This window comes from Roseivivax isoporae LMG 25204, from assembly GCF_000521865.1.
GTDB lineage: Bacteria > Pseudomonadota > Alphaproteobacteria > Rhodobacterales > Rhodobacteraceae > Roseivivax > Roseivivax isoporae.
The window spans coordinates 37,986-62,980 of record NZ_JAME01000025.1; the positions used below are offsets into that span (position 1 = coordinate 37,986).

21 protein-coding genes are annotated in these 24,995 nt (G+C 71.0%); 12 read left to right on the forward strand and 9 right to left on the reverse strand.

Annotated features, from left to right (window positions below):
• Window positions 1-19: 19 nt before the first annotated feature.
• Together RISW2_RS15620 and regB are read right to left on the reverse strand one after the other, a co-directional pair.
• On the reverse strand, window positions 20-1,522 hold the full coding sequence (locus tag RISW2_RS15620) for a PAS-domain containing protein (protein ID WP_051492082.1): 1,503 nt from the start codon (window positions 1,520-1,522) through the stop codon (window positions 20-22).
• A 126-nt stretch (window positions 1,523-1,648) separates the two neighbouring features.
• Window positions 1,649-3,046: a sensor histidine kinase RegB gene (gene regB, locus RISW2_RS15625; RefSeq protein ID WP_043773020.1), complete on the reverse strand. Its 1,398-nt coding sequence runs from the start codon at window positions 3,044-3,046 to the stop codon at window positions 1,649-1,651.
• Between the two features lie 80 nt (window positions 3,047-3,126).
• On the opposite strand from regB, the gene RISW2_RS15630 reads away from it, so the two are divergent.
• From RISW2_RS15630 to RISW2_RS15680, 11 genes are all read left to right on the forward strand, one after another.
• A complete protein-coding gene (locus tag RISW2_RS15630; RefSeq protein ID WP_043773021.1) occupies window positions 3,127-3,756 on the forward strand; it encodes an SCO family protein in 630 nt (209 codons plus the stop codon).
• 94 nt (window positions 3,757-3,850) lie between these two features.
• A complete protein-coding gene (locus tag RISW2_RS15635; protein ID WP_425277793.1) occupies window positions 3,851-4,393 on the forward strand; it encodes an ActR/PrrA/RegA family redox response regulator transcription factor in 543 nt (180 codons plus the stop codon).
• Window positions 4,394-4,528: 135 nt separating this feature from the next.
• Window positions 4,529-4,801 carry a (2Fe-2S)-binding protein gene (locus RISW2_RS15640; RefSeq protein ID WP_043773022.1) on the forward strand — a complete coding sequence of 91 codons (273 nt, stop codon included), beginning with the start codon at window positions 4,529-4,531 and terminating at the stop codon, window positions 4,799-4,801.
• Window positions 4,785-5,270 (forward strand): bacterioferritin, encoded by a 486-nt coding sequence (bfr, locus tag RISW2_RS15645; protein WP_043773023.1) that lies wholly within the window; start codon window positions 4,785-4,787, stop codon window positions 5,268-5,270. The genes RISW2_RS15640 and bfr overlap by 17 nt, the downstream gene beginning before the upstream one ends.
• 125 nt (window positions 5,271-5,395) lie before the next feature.
• Window positions 5,396-6,955, forward strand: a complete 1,560-nt coding sequence (locus RISW2_RS15650) for a di-heme oxidoreductase family protein (RefSeq protein ID WP_425277792.1) — start codon at window positions 5,396-5,398, stop codon at window positions 6,953-6,955.
• Window positions 6,955-7,935 carry an imelysin family protein gene (locus tag RISW2_RS15655; RefSeq protein WP_043773025.1) on the forward strand — a complete coding sequence of 327 codons (981 nt, stop codon included), beginning with the start codon at window positions 6,955-6,957 and terminating at the stop codon, window positions 7,933-7,935. Before RISW2_RS15650 ends, RISW2_RS15655 begins: the two co-directional genes overlap by 1 nt.
• 5 nt (window positions 7,936-7,940) lie before the next feature.
• Window positions 7,941-9,017: a DUF1513 domain-containing protein gene (locus RISW2_RS15660; protein ID WP_043773027.1), complete on the forward strand. Its 1,077-nt coding sequence runs from the start codon at window positions 7,941-7,943 to the stop codon at window positions 9,015-9,017.
• A gap of 47 nt (window positions 9,018-9,064) precedes the next feature.
• On the forward strand, window positions 9,065-10,102 hold the full coding sequence (locus RISW2_RS15665) for an AI-2E family transporter (protein ID WP_051492083.1): 1,038 nt from the start codon (window positions 9,065-9,067) through the stop codon (window positions 10,100-10,102).
• Window positions 10,099-11,208, forward strand: a complete 1,110-nt coding sequence (locus RISW2_RS15670; protein WP_043773029.1) for a THUMP domain-containing class I SAM-dependent RNA methyltransferase — start codon at window positions 10,099-10,101, stop codon at window positions 11,206-11,208. Before RISW2_RS15665 ends, RISW2_RS15670 begins: the two co-directional genes overlap by 4 nt.
• 86 nt (window positions 11,209-11,294) lie before the next feature.
• Window positions 11,295-11,957: a potassium channel family protein gene (locus RISW2_RS15675; RefSeq protein WP_043773030.1), complete on the forward strand. Its 663-nt coding sequence runs from the start codon at window positions 11,295-11,297 to the stop codon at window positions 11,955-11,957.
• A gap of 1 nt (window position 11,958) precedes the next feature.
• Window positions 11,959-13,308 (forward strand): TrkH family potassium uptake protein, encoded by a 1,350-nt coding sequence (locus RISW2_RS15680; RefSeq protein WP_244437590.1) that lies wholly within the window; start codon window positions 11,959-11,961, stop codon window positions 13,306-13,308.
• A 3-nt stretch (window positions 13,309-13,311) separates the two neighbouring features.
• Here RISW2_RS15680 and RISW2_RS15685 read toward each other — a convergent pair whose 3' ends face one another.
• The 4 genes from RISW2_RS15685 to RISW2_RS15700 form a co-directional block, all read right to left on the reverse strand.
• Window positions 13,312-14,460 (reverse strand): lytic murein transglycosylase, encoded by a 1,149-nt coding sequence (locus RISW2_RS15685; protein ID WP_043773032.1) that lies wholly within the window; start codon window positions 14,458-14,460, stop codon window positions 13,312-13,314.
• A 92-nt stretch (window positions 14,461-14,552) separates the two neighbouring features.
• A complete protein-coding gene (locus tag RISW2_RS15690; RefSeq protein ID WP_043773034.1) occupies window positions 14,553-15,959 on the reverse strand; it encodes an alkaline phosphatase D family protein in 1,407 nt (468 codons plus the stop codon).
• Window positions 15,960-16,039: 80 nt separating this feature from the next.
• A complete protein-coding gene (locus tag RISW2_RS15695; RefSeq protein ID WP_043773036.1) occupies window positions 16,040-19,168 on the reverse strand; it encodes an efflux RND transporter permease subunit in 3,129 nt (1,042 codons plus the stop codon).
• Window positions 19,169-19,195: 27 nt separating this feature from the next.
• Window positions 19,196-20,461 carry an efflux RND transporter periplasmic adaptor subunit gene (locus RISW2_RS15700; RefSeq protein ID WP_084615434.1) on the reverse strand — a complete coding sequence of 422 codons (1,266 nt, stop codon included), beginning with the start codon at window positions 20,459-20,461 and terminating at the stop codon, window positions 19,196-19,198.
• 200 nt (window positions 20,462-20,661) lie between these two features.
• On the opposite strand from RISW2_RS15700, the gene RISW2_RS15705 reads away from it, so the two are divergent.
• The gene (locus tag RISW2_RS15705; RefSeq protein ID WP_043773039.1) at window positions 20,662-21,315 is read left to right on the forward strand and encodes a TetR/AcrR family transcriptional regulator; all 654 of its coding nucleotides are present in this window, start codon (window positions 20,662-20,664) and stop codon (window positions 21,313-21,315) included.
• A gap of 105 nt (window positions 21,316-21,420) precedes the next feature.
• On the opposite strand, the gene RISW2_RS15710 is transcribed toward RISW2_RS15705, so the two are convergent.
• The 3 genes from RISW2_RS15710 to RISW2_RS15720 form a co-directional block, all read right to left on the reverse strand.
• Window positions 21,421-22,485: an FAD-binding oxidoreductase gene (locus RISW2_RS15710; protein ID WP_211238711.1), complete on the reverse strand. Its 1,065-nt coding sequence runs from the start codon at window positions 22,483-22,485 to the stop codon at window positions 21,421-21,423.
• Between the two features lie 13 nt (window positions 22,486-22,498).
• Window positions 22,499-23,734, reverse strand: a complete 1,236-nt coding sequence (locus tag RISW2_RS15715) for an aromatic ring-hydroxylating oxygenase subunit alpha (RefSeq protein WP_043773042.1) — start codon at window positions 23,732-23,734, stop codon at window positions 22,499-22,501.
• Window positions 23,735-23,897: 163 nt separating this feature from the next.
• On the reverse strand, window positions 23,898-24,884 hold the full coding sequence (locus tag RISW2_RS15720) for a lysylphosphatidylglycerol synthase transmembrane domain-containing protein (RefSeq protein ID WP_051492085.1): 987 nt from the start codon (window positions 24,882-24,884) through the stop codon (window positions 23,898-23,900).
• Between the last annotated feature and the right edge of the window lie 111 nt (window positions 24,885-24,995).

The window sequence follows — 24,995 nt, forward strand, 5'->3', positions numbered from 1 at the left end:
CGCCGGGCCGCAAGCCGGTTCAGGCGCGACGGACGCCCCGTTCCTGCCGCTGCACGCCCTGCCAGTCCGGCACGAAGCGCACGAGCGTCGCGCCGGCATGGATCGGCTCGATCCGGCAATGCACCGGCGTGCCGTCGGCGAGCGCCACGTCGGCATCCCAGCCCGCCCGTTCGCCGAAGCCCGTGACGTAGTCGCGCAGTTCGCCCCAGACCGGGGTCGGGCGGCACATGTGCTGCCAGTGGCGCGTGGCGTCGACGATGGTGGCATCGGCCACCAGCGCCTCGGGATCGGTGTCCCAGAGCCGCCGGTAGCCCGCGTTGCAGAGCGCGAGCGCGCCCGTCGCGGTGAACACCGCGACCGCGTCGTCGAAGGCGTCGATCACCGACTGGCCGAGCTCGAGCTCGTTGCGGAAGCGGCGGCTGAGCGTCACCTCGTCCGAGATGTCCTCGAGCAGGAAGGCCACCGCGCCGTCGGGATGCGGCCGGCCGGTGAGCCGGTAGGTGAGCCCGTTCGACAGCGGCCAGGTCTCGGAATAGCGGTCGTCGCGGGCGGCGGCGACGAGGCGCGAGAGATCCGCGCGCCAGGTGCCGTAATCGCGCGGTTCGGGCATCACGCGCTTTTCCCGCAGGAGGTCGAAGAAGGTCATGAGGTTCGGCCGGGTCGACAGGCGTTCCGGCGGCAGGCCCGTCAGGTCCACGAGCGCGGGATTGAAGAGCACGAGCCGCTGGTTGCGGTCGAAGATGGCGAGCCCCGTCGGCAGGTAGGAGAAGGTCTTGGACAGCGTCTGGACGAAGTTGCGCTGCGCCGCCTCGGCCCGCACCACCGCGTCGATGCCGATGGCGTAGTGGCGCGCCCCCTCGCCGTTGCGGCGGCTCACGACCTCGAACCAGCGGTCACCCGCGGCACCGGCGGGCGCCTCGGCGCGGTGGCTTTCGCTGTCGCTGCCGGGGGTGAGGTCGACGGGGAGCGGTGCGGCATCGCCGGCGGCGCGGGCCAGCGCCTGGTAGCGGGCATTGGCGTAGGTCACGCGCCCCGCGGCATCGGTCTCCCAGACCGGACAGGGCGCGTCGGCGAGAAGGCCCGCCAGCCGGTCGACCGCGCGGGTCCGCAGCGCCAGGGCGACGCGCAGCGCGGCCTCGGCGCCCGGACCGGCGAGGGAAACGCGCAGGCTCGGCCCCGCGCAGGCGAGGACGAGGTCGGGCAGGTCCGCATCGGCCGCCGCGTGGCGTCCGGGCGCGGCGTCGCCGGCGGCGGGCAGCGAGGGATAGAGCGTGCGCAGGCGGCCCGCGACGGCCTCCCACCCGATGTCGGTGCCGTCGGGACGGGGCGGCGGAAAGAGGCAGTCGATCAGGGTCTCGCCCGCTTCGCAGGCATCGAACATCCGGCCGCCGCGCAACAGGTAGAGCGGCGCCTCTGTGCCACCGTCCCCGGACAGCGCCGTCCCGTCGCGCCGGAGCCACGCCGCCAGGGTGCCGAGTCCCAAGGCGGCCGCCACGCCGCCCAGGCTGTATCCAGGTCCCATAAACCCCGTCCCTCTGTCGGGCGCGCCGTCCCCTCGGCGCGCACCGCAATCACGTACTCAGGGTATGCGGCAGCATCCGTTAACGAGCCGTTAATCGGCGCGCGCGCCCGGCGGCGGCCGGGGCGTTCAGGCCACGATGGGCCGGTTCTGGCCGATCGCCGGCCGCGGCGCGTCGGGATCGAGCGCGATCTTGGCGCGCGGCCAGACCACGTCGACGATGGCACCGCGCCGTTCGCCCTGCGCGTGGGCGGGCAGGAACGGATCGGTGCCGTTGGCGAAGCTCAGCGTCGCGCCGGTGCGTTCGAGCAGCGTCTTGGCGATGAAGAGCCCGAGGCCCATGCCCTCGTATTCCGGCCGCGCGCGGCGGTCGCCGTCGCTGCGCCGGCGGCGCACGAACGGGTCGCCGATGCGGCCGATGAGGTGCGGCGGAAAGCCTCGCCCGTCGTCGACGATGCGCACCGAGATGTGGCTGTCGCTCCATTCCGCCTCGATCCAGACGGTCGTGCGCGAGAAGTCGACGGCGTTCTGCACGAGGTTGCGCAGTCCGTGGATGATCTCGGGGCGGCGCAGGATCTGCGGCTGCGCGATGCCGGCGCCCTCGGCCGGCAGCGCCTCGATCACGATGTCCTTGCCGCGCAGGGCATGCGGCTCGGCGGCCTCGCGGATGACCTCGACCAATGGGGCCTGACGCATGTGCAGGTCGTCCTTTCCCGCCCGCCCCATGGAGCGCAGGATATCGCGGCAGCGGTCGGCCTGTTCGCGGATGAGCCGCGCGTCGTCCTGCAGGTCGGGGCGGTCGGCGAGTTCCTCCATCAATTCGGCCGAGGTGAGCTTGATGGTGGCGAGCGGCGTCCCGAGCTCGTGCGCGGCCGCGGCGACGACGCCGCCCAGGTCGTTGAGTTTCTGCGCGCGGGCGAGCGCCATCTGGGTCGCGCTGAGCGCGTCCGACATCATCTGCATCTCGAGCGTCAGCCGCCGCGCGTAGAGCGAGATGAAGACGAGCGCGATGGTGATGGCCGTCCACTGGCCGAAGACGAACAGGTCGGGGATGCGCAGCACCTGCCCGTCCTCGGTCACGAGCGGCAGGTGGAAGAAGACGAGCAGCGTGACGAGGCAGAAGGCGATCGTGTTCAGGATCACCGTCGAGCGCAGCGTGAGCACCGCCGCCGACACCGTGACGGGCGCCAGCACGAGCAGCGAGAACGGGTTGTGCAGCCCGCCCGTCAGGAACAGCAGGAAGCAGAGCTGGAGCACGTCGAACGTGACCATCATCAGGTTCTCGGGCTCGGACAGGCGCTTGTTCTCGGGAAAGACGAAGATCGCCACGAGGTTGCCCGCGACCGAGATGCCGACCGCGAGGAAGCAGAGCCCGGTCTCGATCTGCAGGTCGTAGAGACGCGTCGCCACGAAGATCGCCGCGAGCTGGCCGCAGAGCGCGAACCACCGCAGCAGGATCATGGTGCGGAGCCTGATCCAGTTGCTGCGCCGGCGCTCGCCCAAGGGCGCGAGTTCGCTCTCGGACATGTGCGCCTCTGTCGCTTTGCCGCCCATCGCCGAATTGATAGGTCTCGCGTCCAGCGGAATCAACGACGGAGAGCAGGCACATGGCGGACCGGCGGATGCTGGCGGCGCTCGTTTCGGGCGCGGCGATCGTGGGGCTCAGCGCGGGACTGTTCTTCTGGTCGCAGATGCGCGGGGACGCCGACGTCTTCGCGGCGTGCGCGCAGGGGCAGGTCGCGGGCGGCATGGGCGCCATCGGCGGGGATTTCACGCTGGTCTCGGACGCGGGCGAGACGCTCAGCTCGGCCGAGGCGCTGGCGCGGCCCTCGCTCGTCTATTTCGGCTACACGTTCTGTCCCGACGTCTGCCCGCTCGACACCGTGCGGAACGCCGACGCGGCGGACCTGCTGGCCGAGGACGGGCACGACGTGCAGCCGGTCTTCGTGACCGTCGACCCGGCCCGGGACACACCCGAGGTCATGGCGGAGTTCACCGACGCGATCGGCGGCGACACGCTGGGGCTGACGGGGTCGGCCGAACAGGTGAAGGCGGCCGCCGACGCCTACCGGGTCTACTTCCGCGTGCCCGACAGCGACGAGGAGTACTACCTCGTGGACCACACGACGTTCACCTACCTCGTGCTGCCCGGGCACGGCACGGTGACCTACTTCCGGCGCGAGACCCCGGCCGAGGAGATGGCCGAACGGGTCGAATGCTTCCTGAACGCTGCGTGAGATCGGGGCGCTACGTGATTGACCCCGGCCCGCGCGGAGCTAAGACTTTGCTGACGCGATGAGACTTTCCGGAGTGATGCACGTGGCCGAGGACATGCCGCCCGACCTTGGCGAGGACCGCACCCTTCTGCTGGTGGACGACGACGAGTCGTTCCTGCGCCGCCTCGAGAAGGCGATGGCGAAGCGCGGCTTCTCGGTCGAGACGGCGGGATCGGTCGCCGGCGGCACCGCGATCGCCACGGCGCGCCCGCCGGCCTACGCGGTGGTCGACCTGCGGCTCGAGGACGGCAACGGGCTCGACGTGGTCGAGACGCTGCGCGAGAAGCGGCCCGATTGCCGCGTCGTGGTGCTGACGGGCTACGGCGCGATCGCGACGGCGGTCGCCGCGGTGAAGATCGGCGCGACCGACTACCTGTCGAAGCCCGCGGACGCCACCGACATCGTGAACGCGCTCCTGTCGCGGCAGGAGGAGATGCCGCCGCCCCCGGAGAACCCGATGAGCGCCGACCGCGTGCGGTGGGAACACATCCAGCGGGTCTACGAGCTGTGCGACCGCAACGTGTCTGAGACCGCGCGAAGGCTCAACATGCACCGCCGGACGCTGCAGCGCATCCTGGCCAAGCGGTCGCCCCGCTGATCGTCGTTCCGCACGCGCTCGATCACGATTTCCGATAGGGCCTTTCTTTTCCCGATCCTTTCGCTCAAGTATTCGGCGAGGACATCCGCGGCGACGTTCCCGAGTCGCGGAGGCGGAGGAAAGGAAGACCGGCACATGATTGTCTGTCACTGCATGTCGATCAGCGACCGCGACATCCGCGCCGCGGTCGACTGGATGCGCGCCGCCGATCCCCACACGATCGTCACGCCCGGCAAGGTCTACCGCGCGCTCGGAAAGAAGGCCGATTGCGGCGGCTGCCTTCCGGTCTTCATGGACACCCTGAAATCGTGCGATAGTTTCGAAGTGCCAGCCAACCTGCGCGGCCTGCGCCGCGCGGTCGAGCCAGACACGCGAAACAAGGGAATACGACATGAAGGGCGACGATAAGGTCATCGATTACCTCAACCGCGGGCTCCGCAGCGAGCTGACCGCGGTCAACCAGTACTGGCTGCACTACCGCCTGCAGGAGGACTGGGGCTACGGCAAGATCGCCGCTAAGAGCCGCGCGGAATCGATCGAGGAGATGCACCACGCCGACCGCTTCATCGAGCGGATCATCTTTCTCGAGGGCCATCCGAACCTTCAGAAGCTCGATTCGCTGCGCATCGGCGAGACGCTGAAGGAGACGCTCGAATCCGATCTCGCCGCCGAGCACGACGCCCGCAATCTCTACATCGAGGCGCGCGACCATTGCGAGAAGGTGGGCGACTACGTGTCGAAGAACCTCTTCGAGGAGCTGATCGCGGACGAGGAAGGCCATATCGACTACCTCGAGACGCAGCTCGACCTCTTCGCGAAGCTGGGCGAGGAGCGGTACGCGCTCCTGCAGGCGACGCCGGCGAACGAGACCGAGTGAACGACACGCGCCGGCGCCCCGCTGGGGGCGCCCGCGCCTTTTCCGGCCACGTCTTTTCCGATTGAAATACTCGGGAATACGTGGAAGATCCCGGCACATCCTCCGCCCCTGACCGGAGCCCGAGCGTGCCGACCCGTTCCGCCCTGCTGTCCCTGACCCTCTGCCTTACCGCCGTCGCCGGCGCCGGTGCCACGGAGGCGCCGGACCTCCTCGCGGCGCCGCATCTCGACGTGGTGCCGCGCACGGCGGAGGAACGCGCGCGGATCGCGGACGTCGTGGCCGCGCCGACCCGGTTCGACGCGCCCGAGCGGTTCGAGGAGAACCCGGCGGGCGCCGCGACGGTGCGCGCCCGCACGAATGCCGACGCGTTCTCGCAATCCTCCGCGAACATGCCGTTCGAGCGCGAACTCGACTTCAAGGTGGGCAACGGCCTCTTCAAGAAGCTCTGGGTCTCCGCGCCGTCCTCGACGCTTGCCTCGGACGGGCTCGGCCCGCTCTACAACGCGCGGTCCTGCCAGCGCTGCCACATCAAGGACGGCCGCGGCGTGATGCCGGACGGCGAGGGCCCCGGGGGCAGCGGCCTCCTGATGCGGCTGTCGGTGCCGGGGAACGCCGGCGCGCCTTCCTCGGAAATCGAGCGGTTCCTCGCGGGCCGCGAGGGGACGCCGGCGCGCACCGATCCCCATCCGGTCTATGGCGGGCAGCTGCAGGATTTCGCGGTGGCGGGACAGAGGGCCGAGGGGCAGGTCCGCGTGACCTGGCAGGAGATGCCCGTGGCCTTGTCCGGTGGCGAGAGCGCGAGCCTGCGCGCGCCCTCCGTCGAGATCGCGGAGCCGAGCTACGGCCCGCCGGGCGACGACGTCATGACCAGCCTGCGGCTCGCGCCGCCGATGATCGGGCTCGGCCTGCTCGAGGCGATCCCGGCCGAGGACATCCTCGCGCGAGCCGATCCGGAGGATGCGGACGGCGACGGCATCTCGGGGCGCGCGCAGGTGGTGTGGTCGGTCGAGCACGATCGCCCGATGCTGGGCCGCTTCGGCTGGAAGGCGGGCGCGGCCACGGTGCGCGAGCAGGCGGCAGCGGCCTTCGCGGGGGATCTCGGGATCTCGTCGCCGCTGTTCCCGGCGGGCGCGGGCGACTGCACTGACGGCCAGCCCGCCTGCCTGTCCGCCCCGCACGGCGACGGCGACGCGCGCGGCACCGAGGTGGATGCCGAGGGGCTCGACCTGGTGACGTTCTATTCCCGGAACCTCGGCGTGCCGGCGCGGCGCGACGTGGACGACGCGCAGGTCCTGCGCGGCAAGCGCATGTTCCACGAAAGCGGCTGCGCGTCCTGCCACCGGCCGAAATTCGTGACCGCGCGCCTCGACGGCCAGCCCGAGCAGAGTTTCCAGCTGATCTGGCCGATGACGGACCTGCTGCTGCACGACATGGGCGAGGGGCTGGCCGACCGGAGGCCCGAGGGGCGCGCGACCGGGCGCGAATGGCGCACGCCGCCGCTCTGGGGGATCGGGCTGACCCGGACGGTGACCGGGCAGGAGCGCTACCTGCATGACGGGCGGGCGCGGTCGCTTCTCGAGGCCATCCTGTGGCACGGCGGCGAGGCGGAGGCGGCGAAGACCCGCGTGACCGAGATGCCGCCCGCCGACCGCGCCGCCCTGATCCGCTACCTGGAGAGCCTCTGATGCGTGCCGTCCTGACCCTGTGTCTCTGCCTGGCGACGCCGCTTGCGGCGGGCGTGCCAGAGGCGGTGCGCGACCACGCGCTGCCTGCCGCCGACCGGTTCGCCCGCGCCGCGGACGCGCTTGCCGCGTCGGCCGAGGCCGACTGCACGGCCGAGGCGCTGCGGCCCGCCTGGAACGAGGCGTTCGACGCGTGGCTGGGACTCGCGCACCTGCGCTTCGGCCCGCTCGAGACGGAGAGCCGCGCGCTGACGCTCGGGTTCTGGCCGGACACGCGGGGGATGATCCCGCGCACGCTCGTCGGGCTCGCGGCGGACGGGGACGCGGCGGTGGACGACCCGGCGGCCTTCGCTGAGGTGTCGATCGCGGCGCGCGGGTTCTTCGGGATGGAACAGGTGCTCTACGGGCCGGACGCGGGCTACGGGCACGACAGCTATGCCTGCCGGCTGGCGGTCGCGCAGGCGCGTGACATCGACCGGATGGCCGCCGGCATCGCGGCGGACTGGCAAGACCACGCGGCGCTGCTGACCTCGGCCGGGGCCGCGGACAATGACACCTATCTCAGCACCCGGGAAGCGCGGCAGGCGTTCTACACCGCGCTCGTGACCGGGATCGCGTTCACCGCGGACCAGCGGCTGGGACTGCCGCTCGGCAGCTACGACGACCCGCGGCCGGAACGGGCCGAGGCGCGACGGTCGGCGCGGAGCCTCAGGAACGCGGTCCTGTCGCTCGAGGCGCTGCGGGATCTCGCGCGGACGCTGGCGCCGGGCCCCATCCCCGACACCGACGCGGCCTTCGACGCGGCGCTGGGAACCGCATCGCGGATCGACAGCGCCGACCTCTCGAGCGTCGCGGACCCGGCGCGGCGGCTGCGCGTCGAGCAGCTGGCGCAGGAGGTGCGCGCGATCGGCGAGGCCGCGGCGAACGAGATCGGCGTGCCGCTGGGCGTCTCGGCGGGCTTCAACGCGTCGGACGGGGATTGAGGACCATGACCACGCGCAGGACGTTCCTCGCCACGCTTCTCGCGGCGTCGACGGCGCCGGCGCTGTCCTGGGCCGACGCGGGCAACCCCGCCTATCTCGGTGCGGCGCGGGACCGCGACGGCGGCCACGCTCTCTACGGACTCGACGCGGCGGGCGCGCGCATCTTCCGCATCCCGCTGCCCGCGCGGGGCCACGCGGCGGCGGCGCATCCCGACGCGCCCGAGGCCGTGGCCTTCGCGCGCCGGCCGGGCACCTTCGCGCTGGTGATCGACTGCGCGCGGGGCCGCGTGGCGCACCGGCTCGAGGCACCGGCGGGGCGGCATTTCTACGGCCACGGGGCGTTCGTGGCGGCGGGCGACGTGCTCTGCACCACCGAGAACGAGATCGACACCGGCGAGGGCCGCATCGGGCTCTGGTCGCGGCGCGAGGGCTATGCGCGGATCGGCGAGATCCGCAGCCACGGGATCGGGCCGCACGACATCCTGCGCATGGACGGCGACGTGCTGGCGGTGGCGAACGGCGGCATCCGCACCCATCCCGATACCGGGCGCGAGAAGCTCAACATCGACACGATGCGCCCCTCGCTCGCCTGGATCACGCCGGATGGCGACCTGCTGGACGCGGTGGTCCTGGCGCCCGACCTGCACCGGAACTCGATCCGGCACCTCGCGCAGGCGCCGGACGGCACGGTGGCCTTCGCCATGCAATGGCAGGGAGAGCCCGGCGATGCGGTGCCGCTCCTCGGGCTCGCGCGGCGGGGGCATGAGCCGGTCCTGCTCGCGGCGGAGCTGGGCGAGCAGATGGCGATGCAGGGCTACGCGGGCTCGGTGGCGTTCTCGGGCGACGGGCGGTCGGTCGCGATCACCTCGCCCAGGGGCGGACGGCTGCACCGGTTCGACGTGGCGACCGGGGCGGTCACCCCCTACCGGCGGGGCGACGTCTGCGGGCTGGCGCCTGCGCCCGGCGGCTTCACCGCGACGGACGGCCTCGGCGGCATCGTGGCCGTCGGCCGGGATGTGGCGCCGCTCGCCGCGCATGACGGCCTGAGCTGGGACAACCACCTCGTGGCGATCGGCGCGTGAAAGGGCACTCGCGCCGCGTTCCGGCATCTGGTTAACGTGACGCGGACATGCGACTCGCGACGATCACCTACGGCACGGCCCTCGCCATCATGCTGGGCTGGCTCTTCTGGATGGGCAAGCCCATCCTGCTGCCCGTGCTCGCCGCGGTCATCTCGCTCTATGTCCTGTCGGCGGCGGCGACGGCGCTGACGCGGGTGCCGCTGCTCGGGCACCTGCCGCTCTGGGCGCTCCGGACGCTGGTGCTGCTGCTCTTCACCGCGGGCATCGTGATGCTGTTCGTGCTGATCGTCGTCAACTTCAACCGCGTGATCGCGGCGGTCCCGGGCTACGAGCAGAACCTCGACCGTCTGGTCGCGCGCGGCGCGACGATGCTCGGGATCGAGGACGAACCGAACTGGGAGATCGTCCGCGACAACACGCTGGGCCAGATCGACGTGGCCAGCTACATCGCGCCGCTCGCCAACCAGATCCGCGGGATCGGCACGTCGCTGTTCCTGATCGTGCTCTACGCCGCGTTCTTCTTTGCGGAGCGGGTGCAGTTCGCAGACAAGATCACCATCGCGCTCGGCGGCATGCGCCGCGGCGCCAAGGCAGTGGACCTGATGAACCGCATCAACGGGCGAGTGAGCGACTACCTCCTGGTCAAGACCTTCGTGAACGTGGTGCTGGCCGCTATCTCGTTCGTCATCATGTGGGCGATCGGGGTCGAGTTCGCCGTGTTCTGGGCGGTGCTGATCGGCTTCCTGAACTACATCCCCTATTTCGGGTCGCTGATCGGCGTGATCTTCCCGGTGATCCTGAGCCTCGTGCAGTCGGGGTCGTTCGGCTTCGCGGTGGTGTCGCTGGTGACGCTGACCTTCGCGCAGGTCTACGTGGGCGCTGTGCTCGAGCCCCGGCTGATGGGGCGGACCTTCAACCTCTCGCCGGCGGTGGTGCTGCTGGCGCTGGCTTTCTGGGGCGCGCTCTGGGGCATCGCCGGCGCGATCCTCGCCGTACCGCTGACCGCGAGCCTCGTGATCGTGCTGGCCGAGGTGCAGGCGACGCGGCCCATCGCGGTCATGCTGACGGCGCGCGGCCGGCTGTGAGCGACCTGGAACTCTTCGCGGTCTGCGCCCCCGGCCTCGAGGCGGCGCTGGCGTCCGAGGCGCAGGCGCAGGGCTTCGACGTCACGGACACCACGCCCGGCGGCGTGACGCTGCGCGGCGGCTGGCCCGAGGTCTGGCGCGCGAACCTGTCGCTGCGCGGCGCGGTGCGCGTGCTGGTGCGGATCGGCGCCTTTCCGGTGGCGCATCTCGCGCAGCTCGACAAGCGCGCGCGCAAATTCCCCTGGTCCGACACGCTGCGCCCGGACGTGCCGATCCGGGTCGAGACGACGTGCCGCAAGTCGCGCATCTATCACCAGGGCGCCGCGACCGAGCGGATCGAGACGGCGCTGCGCGAGAGCCTTGGCGCGACCATCGACCCGCAGGCGTCGCTGGTGCTGAAGGTCCGGATCGAGCGCGACATGTGCACCTTCAGCCTCGACACGAGCGGCGAGCCGCTGCATCGCCGCGGCCACAAGGAAGCCGTGGGCAAGGCCCCGATGCGCGAGACGCTGGCGGCGGCATTCCTGCGCGATTGCGGCTTCGACGGGACGGGGCCGGTGCTCGACCCCATGTGCGGCTCCGGCACCTTCCCGATCGAGGCGGCCGAGATCGCGGCGGGCCTGCTTCCGGGGCGGTCGCGCGCGTTCGCCTTCGAGACGCTGGCGAGCTTCGACGCCGCGGCCTTCGCCCGGATGCGCGGCGCGGGTCCGGCCGAGGCGCCGGGGCCCGTGCGCTTTTACGGCTCGGACCGCGACCAGGGCGCGGTGCAGTCCGCCACCGCCAACGCGGCGCGGGCGGGCGTGGGCGCCGCCTGCCTCTTCGAGCGGCGCGCGGTCGGCGACATCGTTCCGCCCGAGGGGCCGCCGGGGCTCGTGGTCGCGAACCCGCCCTATGGCGGGCGGATCGGCAACAAGAAGCTTCTCTTCGCGCTGCACGGCGCGTTCGGAGAGGTTCTGAAGGCGCGCTTCCGCGGCTGGCGCGTCGGCATCGTCACCAGCGAGCCGGGGCTCGCGCGCGCCACGGGCCTGCCGTTCCTGCCGCCCGGCCCGCCGGTGCCGCACGGGGGTCTCAAGGTGCGCCTCTACCGCACGAAACCGCTGCCGTGAGCGGAACCGCGGAGACGCGCCGGTGCTTGTCTGTGCGCATCGGGCGGCCTACGTGACGCCGCAGTGATCAGGAGGCGTGTTGCGCCATGGCAGAGAAGAGCCGCACCTTCGGCGTCATCGGGCTGGGAAATTTCGGATCGACCGTGGCGAAGGAGCTCACGCGTTTCGGCAACGACGTGATCGGCATCGACACGGACAAGGATCGCGTGTCCGCCCATGCCGACGAGCTGGCACAGGCGATGATCGTCGACGCCCGCGACGACAAGGCTATGAAGGAAGCCGGCATGGGCGATTGCGACGTCGCGCTCATCGCCATGGGGTCCGACCTCGAGGCGTCGATCCTCGCCGCGATCAACCTCAAGCTCGTGGGGGTCGAGACGGTCTGGGCCAAGGCCCGCACCAAGACCCATCACCGCATCCTGTCGCGGCTCGGCGTCGACCGGATCATCCACCCGGAGGTGGAGGTCGGCCAGCACGTGGCGCAGGTGCTGCACAACCCGCTGATCCGCGACTACATCAGCCTCGGCAACGGGTTCTACGTGGTGAACTTCCGCATTCCCGAAAGCCTCGAGGGCAAGACGCTGGAAGAGCTGCCGCACCGCGAGGATTACGACCTGCGCTGCGTGGGCGTGATGCGCGGCACCGAGTTCCTGGGCATGGACGGGCAGGGCTGCACCTTCCAGAGCGACGACCTGCTGCTGCTGCTCGGCAAGCGCGCGGATCTGCGCCGCTTCGCCTCCAGCCTCTGACATGGCGCTGATCGGGGCCAGGGCGGGCGTCCGGTACCGCGTGATGCGGGCCTCGCCGCCCGCGCTGCTGGCGTTCTTCTACCTGATCTTCGCGGTGATCGGCGGACTGCTCCTGTGGGCGCCGATCTCGAGCAACGCGAACGTGGGCTGGGTCGAGGCGCTGTTCACCTCGGTCTCGGCGGTGACGGTCACGGGGCTCGTGGTGGTGGACACCGGCGCCGACTTCACCCTTTTCGGGCAGGCGGTGATCGTCATCCTGATGCAGCTCGGCGGGCTCGGGCTCGTGACCTTCGCGGTCTTCGTGCTGAGCGCGCTCGGGATGCAGGTGGGACTCGGACAGCGGCTGATGCTGCGCGAGGACCTGAACCAGAGCAATATCGGCGACCTCCTGATGCTGGTGCGCACGGTGTTCGTCGTGTCGCTCGGCTGCGAGGCGGCGGGCGCGGTGGTGCTGGCCACGGTGTTCGTGCCCGATCACGGGCTCTGGCCGGGGATCTGGGCGGCAGTGTTCCACGCGGTGTCGGCGTTCAACAACGCGGGCTTCTCGCTCTGGTCGGATTCGCTCATCGGCTACGCGCTCGACCCGGTGGTGAACGTGGTGGTGCCCGTCCTCTTCATCACCGGGGGGCTCGGGTTCATCGTGCTGTCGGACCTGCAGCGCAAGCGGCGCTGGCGGCGCCTCGGCCTGCATTCCAAGATCATGCTCGTGGGCACGGCGGTGCTGATCGTCTTCGCCTGGATCATGTTCGCGGCGCTCGAATGGACCAATCCCGGCACGCTCGGCGCCATCGACAGCGTCGGCGGACGTCTCATGGCCGCGTGGTTCCAGGCGGTGACGCCGCGCACGGCGGGGTTCAACACCATCGACACGGGCGAGATGCACGATTCCACCGCGCTCATGACCATGACGCTGATGCTGATCGGGGCGGGGTCGACGTCGACCGCGGGCGGCATCAAGGTCACGACCTTCGCCGTCCTGATCCTCGCCACCATCGCGTTCGTCCGCCGCGAGAGCGAGCTGCACTGCTTCGGCCGGTCGCTCGGCGTGGACGAGGTGATGAAGGTCATGGCGCTGACCACGGCGTCGATGCTGATCGTGTTCCTGTCGATCTTCGCGGTGTCGATCAGCCATGACGGGTCGTTCCTGCATCTCGCCTTCGAGGTCACCTCGGCGCTCGGGACGGTGGGGCTGTCCATGGGGGCGACGCCCGAGCTCGACACGACCGGGCGCTGCATCATCATGGCGGTGATGTTCTTCGGCCGGGTGGGGCCGCTGACGCTGGGCTTCTTCCTGGCCACGCACACGGTCGCCCGCGTGCGCTACCCGCCCGGCCAGGTCTATCTCGGCTGAGCGCTAGCGCAGCGCGGCAAGAAGCGCCTGCGACGGCTCGCCCGTGACCGCCATGCCGTTCGCCGACTGCCAGGCCCGGATCGCCGCCTCGGTCCCCGATCCGATCACGCCGTCGGGCGTGCCCGCATCGTAGCCCTGCGCGTTCAGCCGGGTCTGGATCTCGCGCCGGTCGTCGATGGTCAGCCCGTAGCGGTCGGGGGCGAAGCCGCCGCGCAGGGGGCCCGCGCCGCCGAGCCGGTCCGACAGGTGGCCCACGCCGATCGCGTAGTTGGTCGAGTTGTTGTAGCGCTTGATCACGTCGAAATTGCGGAAGACGCGAAAGCTCGGGCCGCCCGGTTCGGGCTGGATCACCTGCCCGCCGCTGCCGGGATTCGCGGCCGTGATCTCCTGTCCCCAGGGTTCGCCGCGCCGCCAGCCCGACGCCGAGAGGTAGGCCGCGGCCGAAGCGAGCCCGTCGGTCGGGTCGTCGGACCAGATGTCGCGCCGACCGTCGCCGCGGAAATCCACGGCATAGGCCTGGTAGGTGGTGGGGATGAACTGCGTGTGGCCCATGGCACCGGCCCAGCTGCCGACGAGTCGATCCGCAGGCACGTCGCCGCGCTGGACGATGCGCAGGGCGGCGATGAGCTGATCCTCGAAGAAGGCGCCGCGGCGGCCGTCATAGGCGAGCGTCGAGGTGGCCGAGACCACCGGGATGTCGCCACGCCGGGTGCCGTAATTGCTTTCCATGCCCCAGACGGCGGCCACGACCTCGGCCGGGACGCCGTAGCGGCCCTCGATCTCGGAGAGGAGGCCGCGATTGGCCGCGAGCCGCGCGCGGCCGTCGCGCACCTTGGTCTCGTTGGCGACGATGGCGAGGTAATCCTCGAGCGTCCGGGTGAACTCGGTCTGCGCGCGGTCGCGCTCCACCACGCCCGGCAGGTAGCCCGCGTCGCGGAACCCCGCGTCGAGCGTCGCCCCCGACAGACCCTGCGCCCCCGCGCGGCCGCGGAAGGACGCGACCCACGCGTCCCAGCCCGCGTTCGGCACCGGCCGCAGCGCCGGGTCGGGCGCACTGCCGCCGCCGCCCGCGCGCGGGATGGCCGCGCCGCCGCATCCGCCCAGCAGCGCCGCGCCGCCCGCGAGGGTGATCCATCGCCGTGAAACCTGCATCCGTCCGCTCCGTCGCCTGCCCGTTTTCGGCACTGTGACCTGCCGGGCGGCAACGGGCAAGACCGCTGCCCGACCCCCGCGCGGCGCGCCGCTCAGATCGAAAGCCAGCCGGTGGTGCCGCTGTCCTCGAGATCCCAGCGCGCCGACCACGTGCCGCGCTTCCGCGCGAGCGTCAGGTAGTTGCGTTCCGCCGTGTAGTTGTGGCGCTGCCCGGGCAGCGGCGCGATGCGGATCGGATGTTCGGGGATCGGCGCCTCGCCGAAGCGCGCGAGCGTGCCGAGCGTCATGGCATAGAGGCGCGGCGGCGCGCGGTGCGAGATGCCCGAGGCCACCAGCTGGTGCAGGGGCTCGGGCCGGCCGGTATCGAGCGTCGCGCGCGTGGCGAGATGGATCTCGCCCGAGATCGCGGTGACGCGGTGGCCCCGCGCCTCGACGTCGATCAGCCGGCGCAGCATCCGCGCCCACTCGGCCCGGTGCGCGCGGCTCTGCCACTGGTCGCGCAGGTCGTCCTCGTAGCGCTCCATCCGGCGGGTGAGCTGCATCAGCCGCTCGACCAGCGACAGGCGGGGGCCGAGGAGCGGCACGCTCGAGACGAGGAAGACGCGTTCCTGCAGGTCCGCGAGCGCGGCATCGAACCGGTCCCAGCCGTTCGGGCCCATGATGCGGGCCCGGGTGCGTTCCGACCGCAGGTCGGGCGCGAGGATCGTCAGCCCCGGCAGGTCGCGGCGAAAACCGAGCGACAGGCCCTCGGGATCGAGGAAGAGGTCGGGCACGTCGTCATCGGTCGCGGCGTGCTGGTAGAGCAGGAACGCCTCGCGCGCGGTGCGGAACAGCGTCTGACCGATGGCCGTGCGCTCGACGTCGCCGAGCGAGCCCCAGCCGTCGCAGATGTCATGGTCGTCCCACATCATGAGCGAGGGCACCTCGGCCGCGAGCTCGGCAAAGCCCGGCGCGGCGTAGGTGATCGCGTAGCGGTGCAGGAACCGTTCGCGCAGGTGCAGCCGCAGGTCGTCGAGATCGGCGGGGGCGGCGGTCTCCGGCAGCTCGTCGGGCCAGCCGTCGCTCAGCCGGTGGCCGTCCGTCGCCTCGTCGGCATAGACCTGGTCGCCGCCATGCAAGAGGACGTGCAGCGGCCGCGTGGCGTGCTGCGCGCGCAGCCGCTGCCACATGGCGTTGCGTTCGTCCGCGTCGCGGTCGAGGTCGCCGTTCTCCTCGCCGTTGCAGGAGACGAAGCCCACGTGCAGGTCACCCTCGTAGCGGGTGTCGACGCGGTGGGTCCGCCCGGCAAGGCCGTAATCCGACACGGTGCCGAGCGGCAGCGCGAAGTCGTAGCGCCAGACGCCGTGGCCCGCGACGGTGGCGAGCCGGAGCGCCGGGTGCGAGCGCCCGCCCGCGGTCAGGGCCGGCGGGCGGCTGTCGTCGTCGCGAACCACGAGGGCCGCGAGCCGGACGGACCGCTCCGCGAGCCCCCGAAACATCAGAACCGGACCGAACCTCACGACACCCTCCGTCCGCCGTCATGCCTGCGCCTGAAAGGCGCGCCGGCCGGCGAGGGTTCCCGCCGACCGCCCGTCGCGCGTCACGCACGCTGCGTGCTGCCCTCCGTGGCCTTGCCGCGGCCGCGCCGCACCAGCCGCTCTATCACCACGAAGAAAAGCGGCACGAAGAAGACGCCCAGCGCCGTCGCCGACAGCGTGCCGCCCAGCACGCCCAAGCCGATGGCATTGCGCCCCGCGGCGCCCGCGCCCGAGGAAAGCACCAGCGGCACCACCCCGAGGCTGAACGCCATGGAGGTCATGATGATCGGGCGGAAGCGCTGGCGCGCGGCGTCGACCGCCGCGGCGATCACACCCTCGCCTGCCTCGACCCGTTCGCGGGCGAACTCGACGATCAGGATCGCGTTCTTGCCGGTCAGGCCGATCACGGTCAGGAGCCCGACCTGAAAGAACACGCCGTTCTCGTAGCCCCCGAGGAACGCGCCGAGCAGCGCGCCCAGGACGCCGATGGGCATGGCGAGCATCACCGCGAAGGGGATCGCCCAGCTTTCGTAGAGGGCCGCGAGCGACAGGAACACCGCCGCGAGCGAGAGCGCGTAGAGCAGCGGCGCCTGGTTGCCGCTTTCCTGTTCCTCGAGCGAGAGGCCGGTCCACGCCACCTCGAAGGTCGGCGGCAGGTTCTCGTCCACGAGGCGCATGACCTCGGCCATCGCCTCGCCCGAGGAGACGCCGGGTACGGGCGAGCCCTGGATCTGCATCGAGGGCACGCCGTTGTAGCGGTAGAGCCCCTGCGGTCCGTAGGTCCAGCTGCCCTCGGCGAAGTTCGAGAACGGCACGAGTTCGCCCGCCTCGTTGCGCACCCGCCAGAGCGAGAGGTCCGAGGGCTGCATCCGCGTGCCGGCCTCGCCCTGGACGTAGACCTGCTTGACCCGGCCCTCGTCGACGAAGTCGTTCACGTAGCGGCCGGCCCAGGCGATGGACAAGAGGTTGCCCACGTTCTGCGCCGACACGCCCATGGCCCCCGCCTTGCGCCAGTCGATGGCGATGTTGTACTGCGCCGCGTCCTCGAGCCCCGAGGGCCGCGCCGAGGCGATCATCGGGGACTGGTTCAGCAGTCCCAGCACCTGGTTGCGGGCGTTCACGAGATCCTCGTGGCTCTGCCCGCCCCGGGCCTGGAGGTAGAAGTCGAAGCCGGAGGCGTTGCCGAGCTCGGGCACCGAGGGCGGCACGATCGGGAAGACCTGCGCGTCGGTGATCTGGCTGAAGGCGCCGAAGGCGCGCCCCGCCACCGCCTGCGCGCTGTCCTCGGGACCGCGTTCGTCCCAGTCCTTGAGCCGCACGAAGGCGAGGCCGTTGTTCTGCCCCTGGCCGCCGAAGCTGAAGCCGACGACGCCGAAGACCGAATCGACCGCGCCCTGCTCGTTCTCGAGGAAATGCGATTCCACCTGTTCGACCACGTCGAGCGTGCGTTCCGCGGTGGCGCCGGTCGGCAGCGAGATCAGCGTGAACAGGAGCCCCTGGTCCTCTTCCGGCAGGAACCCCGTGGGCGTGCGCAGGAACAGGAACACGACCGCCGCGCCGAGGCCGAGATAGATCAGCAGGATGCGCAGCGGCCGGCGCACGATGTAGCCCACGCTCTTGGCGTAGCCGCCGAGCGTGCTGTCGAAGCCGCGGTTGAACCAGCCGAAGACGCCGCGCCGGCGGTCATGGGTCGGCTTCCTGAGCAGGATCGCGCAGAGCGCCGGAGTGAGGGTCAGCGCCACCACCACCGACAGGGTCATCGCCGAGACGATGGTGATGGAGAACTGGCGGTAGATCACGCCGGTCGAGCCCGGGAAGAACGCCATCGGCACGAACACCGCCGACAGCACGAGCGCGATGCCGATGAGCGCGCCGGTGATCTGGCCCATGCTCTTCCGGGTGGCCTCGCGCGGGCCGATGTCCTCCTCCTCCATGATGCGCTCGACGTTCTCGACCACGACGATGGCGTCGTCGACGAGAAGGCCGATGGCCAGCACCATGGCGAGCATGGTCAGCGTGTTGATGGTGAACCCGGCCGCCGCCAGAACGGCGAAGGTGCCGAGGATCACCACCGGCACCGCGAGGGTCGGGATGATCGTGGCCCTCAGGTTCTGCAGGAAGAGGTACATCACGAGGAAGACGAGGATGATCGCCTCGATCAGCGTCTTGACCACCTCCTCAATCGAGATCTCGACGAAGGGCGTCGTGTCGTAGGGGATCACGTAGTCCATCCCCTCGGGGAAGAACTGCGCGAATTCCTCGATCCGCGCCTTCACTGCCTCTGCGGTCTCGAGCGCGTTGGCCCCGGGCGCGAGGCTGATCGCCATCCCCGCGGAGGAGTTCTGGTTGAAGCGCGAAATGGTCGCGTAGTTCGCCGCGCCGATCTCGACCCGGGCCACGTCGTCCAGCAGCACGAGGCCGCCATCGGTCTGGGCGCGCAGCACGATCTGGCGGAAATCCTCGGGCGTGCGCAGCAGCGACTGCGCGGTGATGGTGGCGTTCAGCATCTGCCCGTCGATCGCGGGGCGCGCGCCGAAGGAGCCCGCCGAGATCTGGGTGTTCTGCTCGCCGACCTTCGCCACCACGTCCTCGGGCGTCATGTTGTAGGCAAGGAGCTTGCCGGGATCGAGCCAGATGCGCATGGCGTACTGCGCCCCGAAGACCTGCACCGATCCCACGCCCTCGATCCGCGACAGCTCGTCCACGAGGTTGGTGATCATGTAGTCGGCGAGGTCGACGTTCTCGTAGGCGCCGGTCTCGGAGATCAGCGCGACCACCATGAGGAAGCCGGCCGAGGACTTCTCGACCTGAACCCCCTGGCGCTGCACCGTCTCGGGCAGGAGCGGCGTCGCCTGGGCGAGCTTGTTCTGCACCTGCACCTGGGCGATGTCCGGGTCGGTCCCGGTCTCGAAGGTCAGCGTGATCGAGGTCGACCCGGCCGAGGTCGAGGACGACGAGATGTAGCGCAGCCCGTCGAGCCCCGTCATGTTCTGCTCGATCACCTCGGTCACGGTGTTCGCCACCGTCTCGGCCGAGGCGCCGGGATAGGTGGCGTTCACGCTGACCGAGGGCGGCGCGATCTGGGGATATTGCGCGACGGGCAGGTTGAAGACCGACAGGACGCCCACGCCCATGATGAGGATCGAGACGACCCAGGCGAAGACCGGACGGTCGATGAAGAAGCGCGCCATGGAGAGGGGCCTTTCGCTCTGGGGGCGTCAGTCGTCGGCCGGGGCCGCGGCGGCGGATCCGGCGGGCTGGTCGTCGCCGTCGCCGCCCGTGTTCCCGCCGTCATCGGCGGCGGCGGCCTCCGGCGCGCCCCCGTCGGGCCCGCCCGCCTCGGCGCCGCGGAGCTGCGGGGTCACGGTGGCGCCCGGCGAGATCCGCTGGAATCCCGCGACCACGACCCGGTCGCCGTCGGACAGCCCGTCCGTCACCACCCAGTGCGATCCCTGGTTCTGCAGGATCTCGAGCGGGCGCGCCTCGACCGTGTCCCCGGCGGTGACCACCATCGCCTGCGGGTTGCCGCGGCGGTCGCGCACCACGCCTTCCTGCGGCACGAGGAACACGCCGTCCTCGGTCGCGGTGGGCATCTCGACCTGCACGTACATGCCGGGCAGCAGCAGTTTCTCGGGATTGTCGAAGCTCATGCGCAGCACGACGACGCCGGTCTGCGGATCGACATAGGGTTCCGCCGCGGTCAGCGTGCCGGTCTCCTCGTAGTAGGCGCCGTCGGCAAGGCGCAGGCGCACCTCGCGGGCATCGGCGTCGCCGCCCAGATCGGACATCGCCTGGCCGCGCCGCCAGCGCAGCATCTCGGCCGCCGACTGCGTCACGTCCACGTAGACGCGGTCGATGTTGCGGATCGTGGCGAGCGGCTCCGCCTGCCCGGTGGTCACCAGCGCGCCCGGCGAGGTCATGGAAAAGCCGATCTCGCCCGAGAGCCGCGCGGTCACGTTGGTGCGGTCGAGCTCGATCTCGGCCTGCGCGCGGCGCGCCTCGGCGAGCTGCAGCGCCGCCTCGGCGCTGTCGCGGGCGGCGACGGCATCCTCGAGCGCCTGCTGGCTCGCGATGTTGCGGCTCTGCAGCGCCTGCAGCCGCTCGGCCTCCTTCACGGCCGCGTTGAGCTGTGCCTCGGCCTGCGCGACCGAGGCGCGCGCCTCGGCGAGGGAGGCCTCGTAGGTCGCGGGGTCGATCCGGTAGAGCACGTCGCCCGCCTCGACCCGGCCGCCCTCGCGGAAGAGCCGCTCGACGATGATGCCGGCCACCTGCGGGCGGACCTCGGCCTCGTCGAGCGCGGCGACCCGTCCGGGCAGCGTCGCGGTGAGCGTCACCGTCTCGGGCGCGACCTCGACCACCTCGACCGCGGGCGGCGGCGCCTCGCCGCCCTGCCCCTGTGCCAGCGAGGGCGACGCCAGTGCGCACGATGCCGCCAGCGCCACGATCCGCGCGACACCGCGCCCGATCCTGCTTGTCCCGACCATGTCCCGACCCTTTCCGCGACGGCGACCTTGCGCGCCGACGCGTGCGATAGTTATAAAACTTGCGGGTTTCCTAAGTCCGGGCGCGGCCGGCCGCAAGCGGCTTCCGCGCCGGCGACCACCCGCCACGTTTCGGAGGCGACATAGCAGCGATTGCGCCGATGAACAGATGGGCGCGATGACAGCCGCGCGAGGTGAGAGCCATGACCTGTCCGACCGATCCGAGGGCGACGCCGCGGCGTGGCCGTCCCCCCACGCTCGGCAGCGCCGACCGGCGCGACCGGATCCTCGACGCGCTCGAGGCGGTGTTCGAGGCCTCCGGCATGGCGGGCACCACCATGGCGGCGGTCGCCGCCGAGGCCGGCATGTCCAAACGCACGCTCTATGCCGCGTTCGAGGACCGCGCCGCGCTGCTCGAGGCGTTCACCGAGCGGCAGATCGGCCGCACCGTGCACCCGCTGAGCGCGGCGGAACAGGCGCTGCCGCTCGCCGCCCGGCTGCGGCTGCTGCTGGCGCCGTCCGCCGCCACCCGGTCGCTGGCCCTGCCCTTCGCGATCCTGCGCACGATCGTCGCCGAGGCGCCGGACCGGCCGGACATGGCGCGGCGCATCTTCGCGCGCGGGCTGCCGCAGGTGCGGCGGATGATCCGTGACGAGCTCGACCGCGCCAATGCGCGCGGCGAGGCGCGGGTCGCGGACACAGCGGCGGCGGCGGCCCTGCTTGCGGACATGGTGCGCCCGTCGCCGCTCGACCGGCTGGTCGACCCGGCGCTCGAGACCGACTGGGACGCGGTCACCGCCCGGTTCGAGCTCGGCCTGTCGGTGTTCCTGCGCGGGATCGGCGCGCCGGACGCCTGACGGGCGCGCCGGTCCGGCGCCCTGCCCTTCTTCTTCTTGGCGGAAATATCCCGGGGAGCGCGAGGGGCTGGCCCCTCGCGGCCGACCGCGGTCCCGGGCGTCCGGTCAGACCTCGACCTCGACCCGGCCGATCGGGTTCGAGCAGCAGGCGAGGATGTAGCCCGCGGCGATGTCGTCCTCGCTGATGCCGCCGTTGTGGACCATGTGCACCTCTCCGGCCGTCTTGCGGATCTTGCAGGTGCCGCAGAGCCCGAAGGTGCAGCCGGAGGGGATGTTGAGCCCCGCGGCCTTGGCCACGCCGAGGACGGTGTCGGTCTCGAAGCACGACGCCGTGACGCCGGCGCGCGCGAACACCACCTCGGACTGCGCGGTGTCGTCGGGCACGAGGTCGTCGAACTCGGTCAGCTCCGCCTTGCTTTCCGCCGGGGCCGAGAAGCTTTCCTGGTGGTAGCGGCTCATGTCGTAGCCGAGCGAGATCAGCATCTCGCGCACCGCCTCCATGAACCCCTCGGGCCCGCAGCAATAGACGTCGCGGTCGAGGTAGTCGGGCGCCATGAGGCCCAGCATCAGCGAGTTGAACCGGCCGCGATAGCCCGTCCAGACGGTGTAGGGGTCGTCCTGCTCGACCACGAAGTGCAGCTTCAGCCCCGACACCCGGCTCGCCATGTATTCGAGCTTGTGCCGGAAGATGATGTTCTGCGGCGACTGCGCGCAGTGCACGAAGGCGATGTCGGGATCCTCGCCGCGTTCCCAGAGGAACGACGCCATCGACATCATCGGCGTGACGCCCGAGCCGGCCGAGATGAACAGGTAGCTGCCGTCGGGCTGCGGCGGCAGGTGAAAGAGCCCGGCCGGCCCGTAGGCCTTGATCCGCATGCCGGGCTCGAGGTGGTCGAGCATCCAGCGGGTGCCGATGCTGTCCTTCTGGGCCTTCACCGTGACCGTGATGAAGGCCGAGGTCGTCGGCGAGGACGAGATCGTGTAGGTGCGCTGCACGTTCCCGCCCGGCACCGGCAGGTCGAGGGTGATGAACTGTCCCGCGCGGAACCAGAAGCGCGCGCCGGACGGCGGGCGGAAGACGAATGTCTTCACGTTGGGCGCCTCGGGCACCACAAGAACGCATTCGAGCACTTCCGCGTCCGTCCAGACGGGCGCGTCTTCTTTCGGCATCGGGATCATCCGGTCACTCCGCGGCCATGAGCCCACGTCCGGTGAGCCGGCGGATCATGGTGTCGGCGTACCAGTCGACGAACTGGATCACGCCGGATTCGTGCTGGGCCGAGTAGGGCCCGGGTTCGTAGGCGGGCGAGTTCACGCCGCGCTGGTTCTCCTCGACGATGGCCCGGTCCTCGTCGTTGGTGTGGATCCAGACCTCGGTCAGCCGCTGCAGGTCGTAGTCCACGCCCTCGACCGCGTCGGCATGCACGAGCCAGGTGGTCGTGACCTCGGTCTGCATCGGCGAGATCGGGTTCATGCGGAAGACCAGCACCTGGTCCGACAGGAAGTGGTCCCAGCTCGAGGGGTAGTGGTACATCAGGCACGAGCCCGCGTCGTCGAAGGGCACGCGGCCGACCCGCTTCGACACCGCGGGCTTGCCGTCCATCGTGTAGGACGCGGCGTTGCCGAGGAACGGGATGCGGACGAAGCGCCACTGCGTGTCGGGTGCCGCCACGAACTGCGACGGCATGCCGGCGGTCTCGCATTTCGCGATGTGGTCGCGCAGCACCGGCGCCTGTTCCTTGGGGTTGGTGCCGAACACCTTGGGATCCTCGGGGAAGGTGCGGCAAAGCGAGGGATGGCTGCCCGCGCAGTGATAGCACTCGCGGTTGTTCTCCATCACGAGCTTCCAATTGCCCTGCTCGACGATGGTGGACTGGTGCGCGACCTTGAGCTTCGCGGGCTCGTGCGGGCCGGCATAAGCTTCGGCCTGCGCGCGGAACGGGGCAAAGTCGGGCGCGATGTCGGCGAGGCAGATCATGATCATCCCGCCCGCCTCCTCGCAATGCACGGATTTCAGCCCGTGCTTCGAGGCGTCGAAGTCAGGGCCCATGTCGCGCGCCCAGAGCAGCCGGCCGTCGAGCTCGTAGGTCCACTGGTGGTAGGGGCAGACGAGTTTGGGATTGGTGCCCTTGGCGGCCGAGCAGATGCGGCTGCCGCGGTGGCGGCAGGAATTGTGGAAGGCGCGCGCGACGCCGTCGTTGCCGCGCACCACGATCACGGAATACTCGCCGACCTGCCGGGTCACGTAGTTGCCCGCCTTGGGCAGCTCGGCCGAGACCGCGGTCATCAGCCAGTCGCGATACCAGATGCGCTCGAGGTCGGTCTGGTAGACGCCTTGATCGGTGTAGAACTCGCGGGCCAGCGAATGGGCCGGCTTGCGGCTGAGGAGAAGCGAGAGGACGTCGGCGTCGCGGAGCATGGGCACACCCTGTGAAAACGGAATCGGACGTTTCCGATGGTTCCCATTTGCGACAGGCGGCGGTCCGGCGATGATCCAAAAACGCCGTTTTTGCGTCCGCCAGAGACATGCGCGAAAAATGGTGCGGGCACGGCGGGTTCGCGGGCGGGATGATGCCTGCGGCTCAGCCCTTTCCGCGGGCGCGCGCGTCGCCGGCGGACGACCGGCCCTCGCCGCGGCCGTGCGAGCGGCGTCCGAGGATCGGGATGAGCCCCGGCAGGACGGCGGCGACGAAGACGAGCCCGAAGGCCACCGAGGTGGCGAGTCCCGAGGCGCCGGCGAAGCCCGCGACCGGGAAGAGCGCGGCGGCCGCCCCCTCGCGCAGGCCCCATCCCGAGATCGAGACCGGGATGAGCATGGTGAAGAGGATGAGCGGCACGAGGCCCAGGATCGCCGCGATGGGCAGCTCGGTCCCGATGGCACGGGCGCAGAACGCGAAGGCCGCGAGGTTGCACGCCGCGGTCGCCACGCTGAGGAGCGCCTGCCACGGCAGCACCCGCGGCGCGAGGAGCGACACCGACAGCGCGTACCAGAGATCGTCGAGCGCGCGCTTCTGCGGGCCGGGCAGGAGCGCGGTCAGCCAGAACACCACGGGCGCGCAGAGCCCCACGAGGATGAACGGCACCACGAAGGACCGCACCCAGAGCGGCCAGGTCAACCCGCCGGGCTGCAGGTAGGTGACGGCAAAGGTCACGGCCATGATGGAGAAGATCGCGACCTGCCCGGCGAGACGTTCGAACACCACCGCCTGGCTCGCGCGCAGGAGCCCCGCCTGATGGCGCGCGCGCACGGCGCGGCCCGCATCGCCCACCATGCCGCCCGGCAGCGACTGGTTCACGATCTGCGCGAGGTAGTACTCCGACACGGCCTTGCCGACCGAGAAGCGCTGCCCGAGCCGTGCCGCCGTCAGCCGCCAGCGCAGCGCCGACAGGAGCGTCTGCACGCTGAGCATGACCCAGGCTGCGACAAGCCAGAACGGATCGGCGCGCGCCAGGGTGCGCGCGGCCTCGGCGCCGTCGACCGCGTGCCACAGCACCGCGAGCAGCGTCACGCTGACCGCGATCTGGAGGAGTCGCATCTGGCTGCGCGAGAGGCGCAGGTCGAGGCTCATGTCGGCGCCTTTCCCGTGGCTCGGTCGTCGATGGTCGGCCTCCGGCGTCAGATGGGCCGGATTCCGGGGCTTGCAAGCCTGCGCGGCCTGCCCTCACTGCACGATTAAGGG